The following is a 16,202-nucleotide window of genomic DNA, read 5'->3' on the forward strand; positions in this document are numbered from 1 at the left end:
AAACTTTCGACGTGCAACATTCATAGAGAACACCCTCCCGCAGAATCCCACGATCCCGCTAATCAAGGTGTCCACGAAAACAGGTTAACCCCAGGAGTCAGCCAGGGCTATATCGAACGCGTGTTCGCCGAGTCCTGACACTGCGCCTTTTCCACTCGAGTACACGGCCAGACGGCCGCGCAGCCCCTTCCCCTTCCTGAGCCCAGCCATACCGACATACACGGGGGCGGTGTTCGGTTTATCCACTGGTCGCAACATATAGACACCCGGAAAAGATGGAATATGGTCCATTGCATGAGCAAAGTCGAACCACAAAGACCAGACTCCGTGCACGACGGCCGCCTGTTGAGCTTTACCCCGAAGCGTCAAAGCGTCCTTCTCTTCAGTAGGTGTCAAACACTTATTCACGATCGGAATTGGTAAGTGGCCCAGTTCCTGTGATCCATTTTCTGCTGCCAACTGCCCAACATAGCTTCGCCGCAGAAACCAATTTCCACCGTGTTTAGGTGGAACTTGCCGGGCTCCTTCGGGGCGTTCCCTTCGAAGGCGACTACGAAGCGTCTGCACATCCATTTCAAGAAGGGTTGCGGCTTCCAAAGCAGTGAGCTCGTCGTCATCCATATCAACATTCTGGCGCGCTTGGCGGGCAATCTCGAATCCACGAATTCAACCGTCACCTAGGTTCCAACTTCCGTGACCTACCGAGGCTGTTAATATCCATGAGCGCTCATCATTGCGGGGCCCACTTTTTTGCAAATGGTCGCCGATCAACTCGAGGTCTACGATGGAATGACCCAGCAACATCAGTGCTAGCAAGACCACGGAGTGATTCGTGCCCAGATGGGAGGTCTCAAATGCGCATCCACGAGGGCCTCTACGAGTCTATCCGCCGCCAAACAGAAGCCGCCTCTGAAAACTGGGAATCCACCTACCGCCAGATGGTCCTGTACGACCTCGCCGCTGACATCGAGCTCGGTTTCTTCCTCGCCTACTACCGCAACTTCGCCATTCCCAGCATCGCAGCGACCCTGCAACGCAACGGCGAGATCACCCAACGCCCCGTTAAGCGCTCATACGACACGGCCATCGTCACCTACGAGCTTATCTCCAACGGACTGGACAGCGAACGCGGCCGTCGCATGATCCGCCTGCTCAACCACGTCCACCGCCACGTCCCAGGCAGCCAAGACGACTTCCTCTACGTCTTACTCACACTTCTCGTCGTCCCCATCCGGTGGGCCCGCACACACGCTTGGCGGACCCCAACACCGGCCGAGGAAACCGCGGCAACACGTTTCTGCCGGGAGCTCGGCGCCCGCATGAACATCGCAGGCATCCCCTCAACATTCCAAGACGCGGAACGGTTCTTCGATAGCTACGAGCATGGTAACGTCGCATACTCCCCCGCCGGCGCACAGCTGATGGCCAGCACAGTCCAAGTCTTGAAATCAAGGCTGCCTGCACCCGCGAGGCCATTGACCAGGGAAATGCTCTCCGCAATGTTCGACGACGACCGCCTCACCGATGCCCTCGGCCTCCCTCGCGCCACACGGGTAACCAAAACAGCCCTGCACGCAGTGCTGGAGGCACGCAACACATTCCATCGCCTTCGCCCGCTAAAGACGAAGCCACATTTCGTCCCGGGCGAAGAAGGCCCAAGCCTCTACCCCAACGGCTACCGCCTCGATGACGTCGGTCCGGAAAACGTCGTGTCACCAGCAGACCGGCCGGATCATTAGCCAATAAGACGCCAGCAAAACCAATATTGGTGTTGATTAGTTGTCTTCTACCCAACGGTCAACGACGGGATTCGCATCCAGCAGCCGCCCCAACGCAGTCGCCGTGCAACAATAGCCCCATGACAGCTCGACTCTACGACCTTTCATCATCATGGACATTCCCCAACACCATGCAAGAAGTTTGGAATGTTATTGCCGATCCCAACATGGCTTGGCCCGATTGGTGGCCAGGGTGCACCTTGGCAAAACCACTCCAGCGGGCGCCGCTTATCCCTGGTGCCAGCGATACTGAGATTCTGATGGCGACCACCGCCACCCTGAACTTCAAGGCTTCCTTGGGCTACACGCTGAAAGTTTCCTATCACCCGACGTTCGTTGACAGCCCAAACGAAATTGTCTTTGATGCCGAGGGTGACCTACACGGCGAAGGTCGTGTCACATTGGGCGCACTCACCGGAGGCAGCACCCGGATGCATATCGAGTGGCGGGTCAGGCCCACCAGCCGTTGGATGTCATTCCTGAGCCCCGTGGCCGCTCCCGCTTTCACCCACGCCCACCGGGTACTTATGAGCCGTGGCGAAGATGGCCTGAGGCAACACCTCGCACGGAAAAGCAACACCAAATAAAGATTCATCCCACGCCTACCCAGCCAGCACTGACGGACTTAGCATTTAAAGCATGGCGTTGAGTCTCAGCCGCTGAGGAAGTCGATGGGTTCCGCAAATGTTCATTCGGCAGCACCAACAGGATCCGGTCGGTAAAAACACGCCCAAAGCAAGATCTGGCCAGGACCCAAACGCTGAGTTACCCCACCTGAACCCCCTGCAGATCCGTCGCGCAGCCCGCGGCGCCATTCGAGAGCTTGACCTTGGCGAGTATCCGGATTTGCAAAGCATCCAATCGTTGATCGAGGCCAGGAGTGGCTTGCCGATCATCATCGGGGAAATGCCCACCCTTGACAGGCACGATCTCTGTGGCCTATGGCTTCACTGTGAAGACTGTGACTACGTTCTCCACGCGCCAGAATTAACTGTCTGGCACCGGCAATTGATCATCCTCCACGAGTTTTCGCACATGATCCTGAATCACCAGTTCTGTGCCATTTCTCTTCTTCTCCCGCCGCTACCTGGCATCCCCCAAATACCTTTGATGGTCCTCGGACGCAGCAGCTTTGACAGCGACACCGAAGTCACTGCCGAGTACCTTGCCGACCTCCTCACCGAACGTATCCTCCGCCGCCCGCAGGAGCCATCTGCCGACCCGTCTGGATTCAACAAGGTCTTCGGATAATGGACTACGTTCCAGCGGCAATGCTCTGGATCCTCACCGCTGTCCGTCTTCCGACAGCCCTGGACAAAGAACGCGCGTCCGTCCTGCGCGCTACACTCTTTGCCGCCATCGCCTGCACGCTCTTCATACCGTCCGTCTATGCTGCAACGGACCCCATTCTCGGCGGGCACAACCATGTGGGGCTGGTCCTCATTTTTGCCATCCTGGCTGGCTTCTGGCAATTTCACACCGCCATGGTCTTGGCCGCCTTCAACAATGAAGTACGACGGCGGCGCCTCCTCAGGTGGGGACGCTTGGCTGCCGCCGTGGCAGGGATGTGCGTCGTTGCAGGCTTTCTACTCAGCAAAGTGGATGTAACGAACCGGAACCTGCCGCTGGCGTACGGGGACCAGCCCGGCATGCAGTTGTTTCTCTGGACGGGATCAGCGTTCATTATTGGGGTGTGTGTTTCTGTCGCACGCACGTCTCTGCGATTCTTCCCAGAGATGCGCAGCCGCACCTTCCAGTCGGGTATTGGCTGCTTCGCCACTGGCTGTATTTTCATGGTTCTGGCTCTGGCCAATCGGCTGGCGCTGGGGCTATTGGAAGGGAGTTCCGGTCACAACAGCGCATTGGTCAATGGGCTTAACTGGTCCTTTCCAGCCTTCGAAAGTCTGGCTGTCATTCTGGTCAGCATTGGCCTGATTCTTCCCCGGTTCCGCGATTCCACGCAGCGGCTACAGCGCAACTTACGCTTCCGGTGGTTCATGGTGCTGCTAATGAATCTTTGGCTGCGCAGCACCACCGATCAAATCTACTTGGTCCACAATCGTGCGACTCCAATCTTCGATCCCCTCAAGACAAAATCCGCTGTCCATCTCCACCGCTGTGTCATTGACGTACGTGACTACCAGTTTCGCGGGATGCCGCTGAATCCCCGCGAACGCGTGCTCATCAACCAGGCAGAACAGCTTCTGCAGGGTAATTGACGATCCTGGGCATTCGCGGATGGTCCAGCTATGCGCCTGCTGGACCATCCACGTTGCATTCCCTTCTCCTTCCCATGAACTGGTGACAGGAGCTTTGGCTCATGACCCGTGCATGGTCGGAGGAATTGTGGAACGGCTCAGCATCAAGACCCCGGAAGACTTCATTAGCCTCATGGGGCATACCCTCGGTTATTGGCCAAAGGAAAGCCTGGTCTGCATTACCCTGGACGGCCGCCGGATTGGCTCGACTCTTCGGGTGGGACTTCCCAAAGAGGGAGCGGCCACCGCAAGGTATGTGCATGAGGTCGTCAAGTGTATTGCCAACGACCGTGAGGCAACCGGCGTCGTTTTTGGCATCTTCACGCCTGCCCCGTGGGAACCGATGGATGAACGTCCGTATGAAGACGTCATTGGAATCCTGGCCGGAGAGCTGTCACAGCACAACATCAAAGTCCGCGACGGCTGGATCATCAGCGAAACCTCATTCACCAACTACTTCCAGATCGTCCCTGATCCGCTGGCCCGCAGCCCCTTTGAAGATATCGAGACGAGCGAGCTCAACTTTGAAGATATCGAGACGAGCGAGCTCAACGCGGAACTGGTGTTTCGCGGTTCCAGCATTGAGCCCAGCCCAGGATTCCGCATCCCCATTCTGGCTCGGAGGGACCTGAGCGAAGAGGTGTTCAAACACTGCCTTCGAATCGAGGCCATGACCCCGCCGGTTGCTACAGCCAAGGCGCGAACTCTGTGGGGCACCTTGCTCGAAGGCGCCGACCTACCAACTGATGCACAGTCGGCCGAGCTGCTAGCTGATTTCAAGTTCATTTCCGTGAGGGACCGGCTGCTGGCTGATATTCCTGGGCTTGACGACAGTATGGGTAACTTGCTGCTGGGTCAAACCAAACGCCCACCTCATTGGCAACGCGTTGACCGAGCTCAAGAGCTTCTCCTTCACCTATATACCCGCGCCGACGGCCCCGATACGGCGCCGGTCCTCACCAGTTTGGGTATCATCCAGTGGTGGGAAGGCAAGGGAACCCTCGCCCACCAGTGCTTCCAACATGCACTTGAATCGGATCCAAACTACAAGCTCGCCCAACTCAGCGACCAAATGGTCGCCGCCGGCATTCTCGCACCCTGGGCCATAGACAAGAACTCGGCGTACCAGCCGCCCATGAGCCGCGGGCCCCGGATCGAGGGAATGGGGATGGCATAGAAATCCTCCCCATTTGAGCTGGGCCTGCCGCGACACGAAGCATTGAGAATCTCATGGTCCTTGGGTTAGACCTAGCATGGTCTCCCTTGAAGCACTAGCTTGTGCTCAAGTTCCTTGGGCCAGAGTCCCAACTGGGCAAAATGCCCAACTCGTTCCCGATCAAGAGCTGTGGACGCTACCCAGCTCCCATAGTTTGACCAACATTTTCATTCTGTCGGTCTGAGAATTTTCCAGTACCTCGGTTGTCCATGCTTCTTGCTGAACAACTTGGGTGGTGAGGGCATAGTTGGTCACCCCGTTCTTCCCTGTGAAATAGCCTTGCTTCTTGTGTGTGAAGTCCCTGTTCGAGGCTTCAGAGTTCTTAACCCTATTCAAGAGCAAAAGATTGCCCACTCGGTGGGTCCAGAGTGTTCGCTCGTCATCTGTGAAGTCCTGGCGCCATTGCGAATCTTCCTTCGGATTCTGCGGCAGAACGTGTTCAACAGAGATATATTTGTGCGCGTAGGTTACTCCGCTGGACTGAGTCAGCGTCTCGTCTAGACGCAGCAGGACATATTTAACCACACGCTTGTTTTGATAGAGGGGACCATCCAAGGCAAGCCTTGTTTCACTTCGTTCAGCTTCGTCTAGTTCGAACGCTGCGGACTCAAGACCATCCCCGTTGCCCAATTGCTTCAAGAGCTCGACGTACCGCTGAGCTCTAGGGGTCGTGTATACACGCCTAATCAGCATGCTCGCAGCCAACCGTTCCAGCCTAGCAAAGAACTGTCCAAGCCAAGTCGGCTCGTCTCCATGTTCTTTGAGCGCCCAGATTGCCGGTGGCACCCAGTCATTGTTGTCGAGCTGAGCAAGTCTGGTCAGCCAAGCATTGATCTCATCGGCGCCGTGAGTCGCTGAGAAATTGGCGTCACGCACCTGCGAATAGGCCGAGGCATAGGGCAACAGAACATGGTCCACAAAATGGTCCGCAGAATGATCTTTAAGGTGCGGCGACAGAACTTGTTCCTTGAATTCAAGAAGCAATTCTCGGTGGCCTCGAATCTTAGCAACGACCATGCGAACGTAGAGGAAAACATCGGCGAACCCCTGCCGGCCGAGTTGTTCCTCGGCATCCTCCCACTTCTTGGCGTACTTCTCCTTGCTGCTGTCATCAATCTTGCCGATGATTTCAGCCTTGAACATGTCTGCCGGAGTGAGGTCCATCCCCCGAGCATTCATCACGCTAAAGATTCTGTGGGCGCTAGAAAGATCGGCGGTCGCAACAACTACGAGAAATGTCTTCCTGAGGAGGTGCCGAATCAAGTCGAGCCGCTCATCCTCAGTCGTCTTGGTCAGTTCGGTCAAAAAATACCTTGCATTCCCAATAACCGCCTTCTGCGAGTCAGTAGCTAGTCCTTCCAGATCAAGCGACTGTATTTCGGACGCAGAACCCTGAGACTGAATGTAGTTGTTAAAGACTTCACTGTCCCTGCTTCGGATAGTGAGTCTCGGCTTCGGGGCCAACCCGAGAGCCTTGTTTCCAAGTTCGACTATGAGGGATTGCAGATTGCCGCGAAGTTCAAGATCGATGGTGAGCTCACGAATCATGGCGAAAAGGATAGTCAGAGTAGTCAGTCGCTGCTGGCCATCGATGACGTCTGCGTCCGATGAGCCGGCGGTCTTTACAAGCACGATCGAACCCAGAAAGTACGGTTCCTCTGGACTCCGTTCAGCTGCATCCTGAATGTCGCTGAGGAGCTCGGCTGCCTGCTCCTGACCCCAAGAGTAGGGGCGTTGGTAGTCGGGAATACTGAAATTGAACTTGGCATTGAAAACGTCAGAAAGTGCGTGTTCATTCGCCTGGATTTTGCTACTCGGCAGGGCCTCGGTAGTCACCATTATTCACTCCACGATCTCTAATATGGGCAGGACTAGCCCGAGTCTATTGGTATCCGCTGACTCTGCAATCATCGACCGGGTTTGATTACTCATAAGTCGAGGTTGTAAACCCGAAATCCTGCTGTCCCCTGAAAGAAAGTTCCAGGCGAGCTTGCAGATCAGCAGAGTTTAATGGCTCTTCAGAATTGAGAGTGTAGTCAGCGCTGCCGCGTGTGAAGTCCGGGGCGGGGAGCTTGGTTCGGTGTAGGTGAGGGCCTTGGTAGAGAATCAGATTGTCTAGATCGAAATTTTCTACAGCAAGGCCCTCGTGTTCAACGCTACCTTTCAATGCCCTGACCTGACTACTTTTTGCCGTCTTGATGGCCTCGGACTCGAGGTGACCGGGCAGTATGTCCGTCCGGATCGTGCTGTTCTTGCTTGCCGCGTCACCGCTGCGGATGACTGGTGCCACAGGTGCGGATGCCAGGGTGTCTCCCGGGATACCGTGACGCGCGAACTCGGTCATGAACCCTTGGGCTGGCGACCCACCACGTTGCTGGTGCGTATCCGCCGCTATCAGTGCACCGGTTGTGGGCATGTGTGGCGCCAAGGCACCACGAAAGCGGCCGAGCCCAGGGCTAAGCTCTCCCGTCGAGGGCTGCGTTGGGCGTTGGAGGGGATCGTGTGCCAACACCTCACCGTGGCCCGGATCGCTGAAGGCCTTGGCGTCACCTGGAACACCGCGAACAAGGCTGTTCTCGCCGAAGGACGGCGTGTGCTGATTGATGACCCGCACCGCTTTGACGGGGTGAAAGTCATCGGTGTTGACGAGCATGTCTGGCGGCACACCCGGCGTGGGGATAAGTACGTCACCGTCATCATTGACCTCACACCGATCGGGGACGGAACCGGCCCTTCCCGTTTGCTGGACATGGTCGAGGGACGTTCAAAGCAAGTCTTCGCCACGTGGTTGCAGGGACGCCCACAGGTATGGCGGGACAGTGTTGAGGTCGTGGCCATGGATGGGTTCTCCGGCTTCAAGAGCGCCGCAGCCGATGAACTACCCGGTGCTGTTCCGGTCATGGATCCGTTTCATGTCATACGCCTGGCAGGGGATGCGTTGGATCACTGCCGCCGTCGCATCCAGCAGGCAACGTGCGGACATCGTGGACGTGCTGGCGACCCGCTCTATAAAGCACGACGGACATTGCACACTGGTGCCGATCTACTGACTGAGAAGCAACAAACACGCCTGGAGGACTTGTTTGCCGCTGATGCGCATGTTGAGGTGGAGGCCACGTGGGGAATCTACCAACGCATGATTGCTGCCTACCGGGAGAAAGACCGCACCCAAGGCAAGATGCTCATGCAGGCTGTTGTTGATTCCATCAGCACCGGCGTCCCGGCCGTGCTCACGGAACTCAAAACACTCGGGCGGACCCTGAAACGCAGGGCAGATGATGTGCTGGCCTACTTCGACCGACCAGGAACATCCAATGGCCCAACTGAAGCAATCAATGGCCGACTGGAACACCTCCGCGGATCCGCTCTCGGCTTCCACAATCTCACCAACTACGTAGCCCGATCACTGCTCGAATCAGGCGGATTCAGACCGAAACTACACTCTCAATTCTGAAGAGCCGGCAAAGCTGTCGAGCTGACCAGCATCCACCGCTTCACCCACAAATGGGAAGGTCCTGCGTCGTTGCAGCTACGCGAAGGCAATATCGACGCCATTGACCTCTACGCCAAACATGGACGCTTCCAGCACGGCGACTTCGCTGACATGGTCGAGAACGCCTACCGCGGCTGGGCCAACGACCAGCGCGACGGCAAGTCAACCATCCTCATCGCCCCAGACAACGACACCGTGACCGCCCTGAATGAGCGAGCCCACGCCGAGCTGGTTGAATCGGGCATCGTCGATGCTGAGCACACGGTTTCCCTCGCCGATGGACTGACCGCGGGACGAGGTGACATCATCACCCGCAAGAACAACCGTCGCATGTCCGTCAGCAACGGCGAATACCTTCGAAACGGCACCCTCCTGCGAATCACCAAGAGGCCACACAGGGATGGAACTGTCACGGCTCGTCGCGTGGACACCGGCCGCTATCAGGCTCAGCCCCTTGTATCTCGGCACCTCCGTCGAGCTGGGTTACGCAACCAGCGCCTACCGCGCCCAGGGAATCACCGTGACCACCATCCACATCGTCCTGACGCAAGATTGCCTCACCCGCGAGCTGTTCTACGTCGGCATGACCCGTGGCCGCAACAGCAACACCGCCTACGTGTGCGAATCCAACCCCGCCCTTGATGACCACACGGGCGAACCAGACGCCAGTTGGAGGCAGATCCTCGGCGAAGTCCTAGCCGCTGAGGGAGCGGAGCGGACGGCACACGAGTACGCGCCGCTGAGATTGCCAAGGGAGACACACTCCAGCGACTTGCTGCCGAGTACGACTACCTTGCCTAGCTGGCTGGCGCTGAAAACCTCACCTCGGCCATCTCAGGTGATGCCCGACGTCGTGACTCACCTTCAGGAGTCGCCGTCTTGGGGCGCTGGGATTGCCACCTGGCGACGAGCAGCGGCTAGCAGTCCAGCTGCCGCGCAGCGGGTTCTGGAAGGCGTCCCGAGGCATCCCGGTGAAGCCCAGGACCACACACGCTTGCGGCAGAGAGCCAGTAACTACCCCTTGGGCGCTTCTCCGGACGTACTTGACGAGCCTCTTTTCACCGAGCGTGCGGACCTTGCGGACATGATCAGCCAGATACCCGTCCGCACTAGATAAGTGCGCTCTCGGCACTCTAGGCAGCTTCGGCCACATGTCGAAGGCTCTTCACGCAGCTACGGAGCGTTTCTCTCTGGTAACCGGCTCCGACCAGAAAGTTCTCGAGCTTACCTCGACACCGGATGGCTTGACCGTCGTCACCACATCGGACAAGTAGCGTCTTCATTTTTTTACTACCTACGTTCCGTTTTGCGCAGAATCAAAAAAATTGGCATCGGTTCACCGACGGAGGACGTTATCCTTTCCCCACACCATTCGCTATTGGGGACGGAATCCTTCGCGGGTGCAGAGGGCCAGCGATGGGAGCAGGTCTCTACTGCTTAAGGATCACTTAAATCCGTTTTCTCATACAACTCATTGCTTGCCGAACGTTTCCATGGATTCAGAGACTGCCACAACAAAGCTGCAACCGACCATGCTGCAACTACCCCAATAACCATGCCGACGAAGAGATCATCACTAATCACCACCGCAATCTGACAACCATCTGCTGCTAAGAGAACTGAGGTCGGGTCAGCTCCGCTCCCAAGCATGGTCTCCAGATCCTTCTCGCTAAGACACGTGCCCCCACTCGTTCTTTGCCATGCCACAGCCGCTCGTTCAAATATCGAGGCCGGGGACAGTCCGTTTGCACTCAGCATCACGGATATTAGTATGAATGTCAGCGGACCAAGCAAGTGGGCATAGATCAGATTCGTCGCATTTCGCCAAATACCAGCTGGAATTCCCAACATTCCAAAGATGTACCCTCCTACGGCCCCTGCCGCTGGAAGATCAAAAAACAATTGCGGTGAAATTGTCGCAACAACGGCCGCCTGATCCAGAATAAGCGATTCGCTAGCCGGAAAAACATAGCTGACAATCGGGATGAGTGCCGCCGTAAAACCGCCCAGAGCTGTTCCCGCGCCGACAAACCCAGCCACACGGGACAATATGCTTTTCCAATCCAATCGAAATTGGAGGACGCGGGCATGTCGGAGGACGGCGATGACAAGAAGATATAAAATCACGGCCACCGTTACACATGAGGCCATCAATAGTACGTTGACGCCGATGACGGCAGTCAGCATGCCCTGAGTCTCGTCGGTTGACGACTTTAGCTGTTGGACTAGAAATATCGCTAGTAAGGGTGGGGTAAGGAATAAGAAAAAAATATATATCCAAATAAAATTTCGGACAGACAGTATTTCGTCGAGGTTGAAAGAACGTGGTCGAATTTCACCCCATCCCTGCGGCGCTATTTTAATCTGTATATTTTTGGCCCACTCTTTGCCTGATGCACTGACTAAAAACCAACTACGTCGCAGGAGTTCGGCCAATGAACCCGCGTTCAATTCGCTGGCACGCTTAATTGTCGTACTCATCGTCCGGACCATGATCAGACCGAACACAAATAGCACGCAGAGAACCGTCACAATTGTTGTTCCAACCGAGCTCGCAGGAAGGCCGGTCACTACACAAATCCCCGACAGAAAAACAAAGTTGCTCGCTATTGATGCTTCCCGAATCTTGACAAGGGTGACAACCAAGCCCTGCGAGTGCCCTTGTCGGAGAGCTGCGATGAACTTGGCAACGCCGAAGCCCAAGAGGAGCAGGGCAATAGAAAGGAAGAACCACATACTTCTAGTTTGACCTATACAAACCTGGTATCAGAGCGTCACCACGTTCACCAGAACGTACGGCATGGCGTAATAGGGGTGTGCTGGGTCGCTGAGCTGTGCTCGATCCGCGCCCATCCAGAGGAGCGCGAAAAACGGGGCAATAGTGGATCGGGTTCAAGTTCCACGCTTGATTGTTGGCACTTGGCATTTGTGAACGCTGCCCACGCGGTCATTTGCAGTGAACCAACTCAGGCGCTTCTCCTGTACCACTGCTGAAGTGGCGCCTCGTTGGAAGCCAAAGCAGCACTTCTCTACATAATTGCCAGCGTCCAACTGAGAATCCATTAACATGCCCGGGGGATACATGCACTTGGCCGCTAACCCCCTAACCCACTAAAGATTCAATGCCTTAAATAAAAAAGCCCCTAAATAGTAGGGGCTTTTCCTTCACACCAAAATTTGGTCACCACAAACTCGACCAGCGCAATATTTGGGCTTTCTGGGCCCCCTGTCGGATTCGAACCGACGACCCCCGCTTTAGGTCCGAGGGTCGGTTCCTGCTTGCCATTCCCGGCTTATGGTCTTTATTTCTAGGGCACAGATGCAACAACGATAACTACTAAAGTGCCGTTATTTTTCTTTCAAACCGGTAGGTTTCAGGTGACTCGGTCAGAAGGGACCCTGTCAGTGGACGACCTTCGTCAGTTTAATGAGAGCGTCGGCGCATACATGGACAAGGAACCTGAAGAAGAACGAAGCTTTCTCAAAGGAAACAGCGGCATCAAAGCAGGGGCGGTTCAGTGTCAGCTTCTTTGTCTCTTAAGCAATGGGTTATGAGCCACTTCGGTTATGAGACACTTCGGAGCTATTTTGCTCCACCCGAGCGGCAACTAGGCAAAAAATGAGAGTTTGCTATTCAGAACCGTGGAAAGAAACCTCGACAGCCTGGATTACCGGCGGCAGATGCCCGCAAGGGGAACGGCTAACGGGTCTGCTGCGTCTATGGCTGCCGGGTGCTGAGCCGACGAAGGGTTCTGCGCTTGAGGTGCTCGACCTTACGGTGGGTAAGATCAGGATGTACTTTCGTGCCATCCCCATTTGGAAGGAAGGGATGGGTCTATATCGCTTTCCAGTAGGACCGTCACCTGAGCAAGAGCATCCTTGCTCAGGAGATATTCATCGTGAATGTTTCCAGCCTCGATTGTGTATAGACGATGGGCTGCGGCCAGCAAGTCGTGGGAGCGAATTGAACCGCGCCTGGTCATGGTCAAAACGTCCTCAGTCTCGCTGATCTCAGCTATGTTGTATTGCCGCCATACTCCGTATTCCTCGCCCCAGGCGGAGTGCTCCTCATCAAGAAACATTTTGCCCAGGGCGGTATCGGGAAACCACTTCAAAAGACGTTCACTAGGCACGTCGTGCGGGAGCTGTTTGGCTACGGAAAGTTTGTGCCGACGCCACCTGTACATCCCAATATGCACCAGGCTTCCATCGAAGATCGCCTGCTGGTGAAGGGTGACGTTACGTGCCCTCGCTAGAGCTTTCAGCCAGGGGTCTTCTCTAAAGGGATCTCGTACTTGATTCCATCGTTGTACGTCACCACGTTGCTCGACCTCCTTTTGAAGGATCTGCTGAATCGAACTCACTGACGCCAGGAACGCGTTGAGATTATATCTGAACGCGCGGGGATCGTGGTACTCCGCTTCCAAACGACGGTGTGCAGCGAACGTTTCCATCAAGCGGTCTTCCGACTGAGGTAGAGGGCACTCGATTTTGTCTTGAACAAGCTGGCAGGAGACCATGCTGCATAGTATCCATTTTGGACCGCAGGAGCACATCTGAGTTCATTCGATTGCCCTTGAGAGATATTACGAAATAGAGCCACGGCACCACCAGGCCGGCTGCTATCTCGCTGTAAACAGCCTTTTGGTTACAAAATGCAGCCTAGGCGATGGACTGGTAAAGCTTGAGCCTGTGTGGCCGGGATTGCGTGAGTGTTTGTTGCGAACCGTTCGAGCTTTATCGAAGACCTCGCAGGCATTATTCAGTGACACCGCCAGAGCCAGCTGGTTGGAAGTGAGCTGCCCGCTGAGGGTCTTTGAAATTCCGTCGTCATCGTTGGCTTCGAAGAGTGTAAGGAACTGCCTAGCCCACGGGCGTCCATGAGCTGCAGCTGAGCACATCTGCCACGTTAATCGGGAATTTGGCAGGACGAAAGTTGTAGCCGCAGTCGCTATTATTTCGCTGACATGCAGCGGTTTCTTGACCCCAGCAGTGGTCAAATTGTTTAGATTGATGACCTTCTCAAGACTAGATAAACGTTCTTTGTCGAAATCAGCGTCTTTATCCACCAACCTTGTGGCTCGCCTCTGATCCCACAAATTCTGGTACTCCAGATGCAGAGCCCTTCGTGTAACGAGTTCTGGATCAGCATCTTGGAGAATCCATAGCGCAGTTGAGGCTGCTTCAATGGAACCTCGAATTAGGGTATATGGAGCGAATGTATGTTGGGCTGTGGCATCATCCAACAGTGTTTTAAGCGCATGCAGATGGTCTACTGCAGTATGGAGCAGGTAGCCCATCAGATGCGAGACCTGGTGTGGCTCAGTCAGTGCGTCCGCAGCATGTAGGACTGATCCGGAGCCAACGTTCCACGCTTCCTTGCTAGATCGGTTCCACTCGTCGATCCGTTTGAAATCGATTCTCATGCCCGTCCACGCCAAGTCGGATTCGCGTTGGGTTAGCTGCTGAAAGTATGTTTCTCGATCACTCATACATGTTCTCCTTCGCCGCTTTCACTCTTTCGCACACCCTGAGACACCACCATGCCTAATTACGAAGAGCCATTTATGTGCGCGGAATCAAACTCTGCTGAAAGGATTGGGTTTCTTCTCGGGAACTGATCCAGGCGGTTGGGGCTTCCGGCCGAGAACCGTTTCGAAGTCAGCGGGGTCGCGGAGTTCTTGGATTAGCGAGACTACATAGGTTTGGGTATACACGTGATTGTTGTGAGCCTTGCTGTAGATGCAACGTTTTCCGTCGGCCCATTTTTCGGCCGGATTCGCTCTGGCCTCTGGCCCAACGCCGTCTCGATGACGAAGTTTCGTGAAGTCGTTAACGGAGAACCGGAAATTAATCTGCTGCTCGACTGCCTTGGCGGCATCGTTGGGCAGCATCTCGTTCGTAAAACCACTTTCTCGCAGTTGGTTCACGATAAGCACTTTCTTCGCGTTGCCGTCCTGGTTTAGCTGCTCGAATTGCTCAGGCGTCAGGTCCTTCGCGTTGACGAACTCTAACGCTAGGTCAGCCGTAGATTTTGGTCCGGTCACTCGCGAGAGCCTGATTCGGTACTCGTACCGGGGATCCTCCCTAACAGCCGCAGGAATACGGGACTCGAACTCAGTTATGTACGTTTGGGCCTCCAGCGGCAAGCCTCGACGAAGGATTCGCTGTTCCTCCATGCCTTCCGGCGAGAGCGATTGAACGAAAACGGGAAACCGAAGCTCTTCCGCCAGGCTGACTTCGGCTCCGAAGAGTCGCACTAGTTCGGCCTCGAAATTTATGACGTAGGCGTGCGCCTGGGGTGCGGTCGCGATTGCCAAGCTTCGATCATACCGATGTTCTACGGAGTTACGGATGCCGATGAAAAACTCGACGTTGATGCGCATTGGGTCCTGCTCGCCATAGACTTTTTTCAGGCATGTTTGCAGGTCCCAGGATTGTTTTTGCCCGTACTGGTCTTTCTTGTAGAGGCGACTGCCAGCCTTAAGGCGGAAGTAAATGTTGGTGTCGTTCTGGACGAGATGCGCGTGCATGAGGTTTTGCCAAGCCAGATGCATGTGGACAACGAAGTCACCAAAGCTCTGGCGTTCCCCGGGTCTGTTGTAAAAGTCGACCGCCACGCACGCTTGACGACGAGCTTCCTGCATCGTGTACCACCAGTTATGACGTGGCGCCATCGTGATTCCCCATAGTCTCGCTTAATTCGCATCCCCGACGAGACCGATATTTGTTCCCATCATGTCAGGTCGGGCACATTTTCTAGGTTAGCCCGATTTCTAATTAGGCGCCCCTGCCGAGAAGAACAGATAAAACCACAAACTGTATCCGGAACGCGTGTTTGGACGTCTCCTATCCCTAGGGATGCGAGACGTTTCACTCGCAGGTGATCGCTGCGGCGGTTCTGCCCCAATTTTCGCAGGGCCCTTCTAGTCCATTTACGGCCGACGATTCTTATAACTATGTCTCGAAAATTCTAGGCTGAAGCGGTGTATCCACCATTACTTGCGAGACATATCGAAGTGGCACATGCCGAAGAGGATGCACAACGCCGGTTGTCGCCGTTTCGCCGGGCGATGAAGGTCTTATCAAAGGAACCTTTGAAGGATGACCAGCCCTCACGGCTGTACGTTACAAACCGTGCCATACTTAGCGATTTGTCGCGGCTCTTGGCGGTCTCAATAATGTGTCTCGTTCCGATGTTCTCGGAATCAGACTAAATCATCCTCTGACTGGACGTCCGCTGCCAGCTTGAAGTGCAGCGCTCCCCCATCAGCGGGAAGACTACTTGGCTGCAGATGGGCAAAACTCATGGCCCTCAACAAGCCCATCGAATCCGAAGGAACAGTCCGGCGCCTTCGCGGGCTAGGACGTGTCTCCTTATTGGCGTAGCCAGATCAGCGTTGCGTAGAGGGCTATGCCGGCTCGGTAGGTGATGGCGAGTTTGTCGTAGCGTGTGG

General features: G+C 55.4%; 12 protein-coding genes and 1 pseudogene. 7 read left to right on the forward strand and 6 right to left on the reverse strand.

Going from position 1 to position 16,202, the window contains the following annotated elements; genetic code table 11:
* Positions 1 to 84: 84 nt before the first annotated feature.
* Positions 85 to 621: a hypothetical protein gene (locus tag ACFUCV_RS14420; RefSeq protein ID WP_380816937.1), complete on the reverse strand. Its 537-nt coding sequence runs from the start codon at positions 619 to 621 to the stop codon at positions 85 to 87.
* A gap of 233 nt (positions 622 to 854) precedes the next feature.
* Here ACFUCV_RS14420 and ACFUCV_RS14425 point away from each other — a divergent pair, with 233 nt between their 5' ends.
* The 5 genes from ACFUCV_RS14425 to ACFUCV_RS14445 all read left to right on the forward strand — a co-directional run bounded on the left by ACFUCV_RS14425 (position 855) and on the right by ACFUCV_RS14445 (position 5,213).
* Positions 855 to 1,739: an oxygenase MpaB family protein gene (locus tag ACFUCV_RS14425; protein WP_380816941.1), complete on the forward strand. Its 885-nt coding sequence runs from the start codon at positions 855 to 857 to the stop codon at positions 1,737 to 1,739.
* Positions 1,740 to 1,858: 119 nt separating this feature from the next.
* Positions 1,859 to 2,365 (forward strand): hypothetical protein, encoded by a 507-nt coding sequence (locus tag ACFUCV_RS14430; protein ID WP_380816944.1) that lies wholly within the window; start codon positions 1,859 to 1,861, stop codon positions 2,363 to 2,365.
* Positions 2,366 to 2,462: 97 nt separating this feature from the next.
* Positions 2,463 to 3,029 (forward strand): hypothetical protein, encoded by a 567-nt coding sequence (locus ACFUCV_RS14435; protein ID WP_380816946.1) that lies wholly within the window; start codon positions 2,463 to 2,465, stop codon positions 3,027 to 3,029.
* On the forward strand, positions 3,029 to 3,997 hold the full coding sequence (locus ACFUCV_RS14440; protein ID WP_380816948.1) for a hypothetical protein: 969 nt from the start codon (positions 3,029 to 3,031) through the stop codon (positions 3,995 to 3,997). Before ACFUCV_RS14435 ends, ACFUCV_RS14440 begins: the two co-directional genes overlap by 1 nt.
* Before the next feature lie 127 nt (positions 3,998 to 4,124).
* Positions 4,125 to 5,213: a DUF4192 domain-containing protein gene (locus ACFUCV_RS14445; RefSeq protein WP_380816950.1), complete on the forward strand. Its 1,089-nt coding sequence runs from the start codon at positions 4,125 to 4,127 to the stop codon at positions 5,211 to 5,213.
* Positions 5,214 to 5,372: 159 nt separating this feature from the next.
* Here the strand turns inward: ACFUCV_RS14445 and ACFUCV_RS14450 are convergent, their stop codons facing one another.
* Positions 5,373 to 7,091, reverse strand: coding sequence for a DUF262 domain-containing protein (locus ACFUCV_RS14450; RefSeq protein ID WP_380816952.1), 1,719 nt, complete (start codon positions 7,089 to 7,091; stop codon positions 5,373 to 5,375).
* 307 nt (positions 7,092 to 7,398) lie between these two features.
* Here ACFUCV_RS14450 and ACFUCV_RS14455 point away from each other — a divergent pair, with 307 nt between their 5' ends.
* Positions 7,399 to 8,706 carry an ISL3 family transposase gene (locus ACFUCV_RS14455; RefSeq protein WP_380816954.1) on the forward strand — a complete coding sequence of 436 codons (1,308 nt, stop codon included), beginning with the start codon at positions 7,399 to 7,401 and terminating at the stop codon, positions 8,704 to 8,706.
* A 21-nt stretch (positions 8,707 to 8,727) separates the two neighbouring features.
* Positions 8,728 to 8,832 (forward strand): annotated as a pseudogene (locus ACFUCV_RS14460) (hypothetical protein); the annotation flags it as partial.
* Positions 8,833 to 10,182: 1,350 nt separating this feature from the next.
* On the opposite strand, the gene ACFUCV_RS14465 reads toward ACFUCV_RS14460, so the two are convergent.
* From ACFUCV_RS14465 to ACFUCV_RS14480, 4 genes are all read right to left on the reverse strand, one after another.
* Positions 10,183 to 11,481 carry a hypothetical protein gene (locus ACFUCV_RS14465; RefSeq protein WP_380816956.1) on the reverse strand — a complete coding sequence of 433 codons (1,299 nt, stop codon included), beginning with the start codon at positions 11,479 to 11,481 and terminating at the stop codon, positions 10,183 to 10,185.
* 1,052 nt (positions 11,482 to 12,533) lie between these two features.
* Positions 12,534 to 13,265: a hypothetical protein gene (locus ACFUCV_RS14470; protein WP_380816958.1), complete on the reverse strand. Its 732-nt coding sequence runs from the start codon at positions 13,263 to 13,265 to the stop codon at positions 12,534 to 12,536.
* A gap of 102 nt (positions 13,266 to 13,367) precedes the next feature.
* Positions 13,368 to 14,237: a hypothetical protein gene (locus ACFUCV_RS14475; protein WP_380816960.1), complete on the reverse strand. Its 870-nt coding sequence runs from the start codon at positions 14,235 to 14,237 to the stop codon at positions 13,368 to 13,370.
* Between the two features lie 87 nt (positions 14,238 to 14,324).
* Positions 14,325 to 15,422 carry a DUF3644 domain-containing protein gene (locus ACFUCV_RS14480; protein WP_380816961.1) on the reverse strand — a complete coding sequence of 366 codons (1,098 nt, stop codon included), beginning with the start codon at positions 15,420 to 15,422 and terminating at the stop codon, positions 14,325 to 14,327.
* Between the last annotated feature and the right edge of the window lie 780 nt (positions 15,423 to 16,202).

This window comes from Specibacter sp. NPDC057265 (genome assembly GCF_042668835.1).
In the GTDB taxonomy this organism is placed as follows: domain Bacteria; phylum Actinomycetota; class Actinomycetes; order Actinomycetales; family Micrococcaceae; genus Specibacter.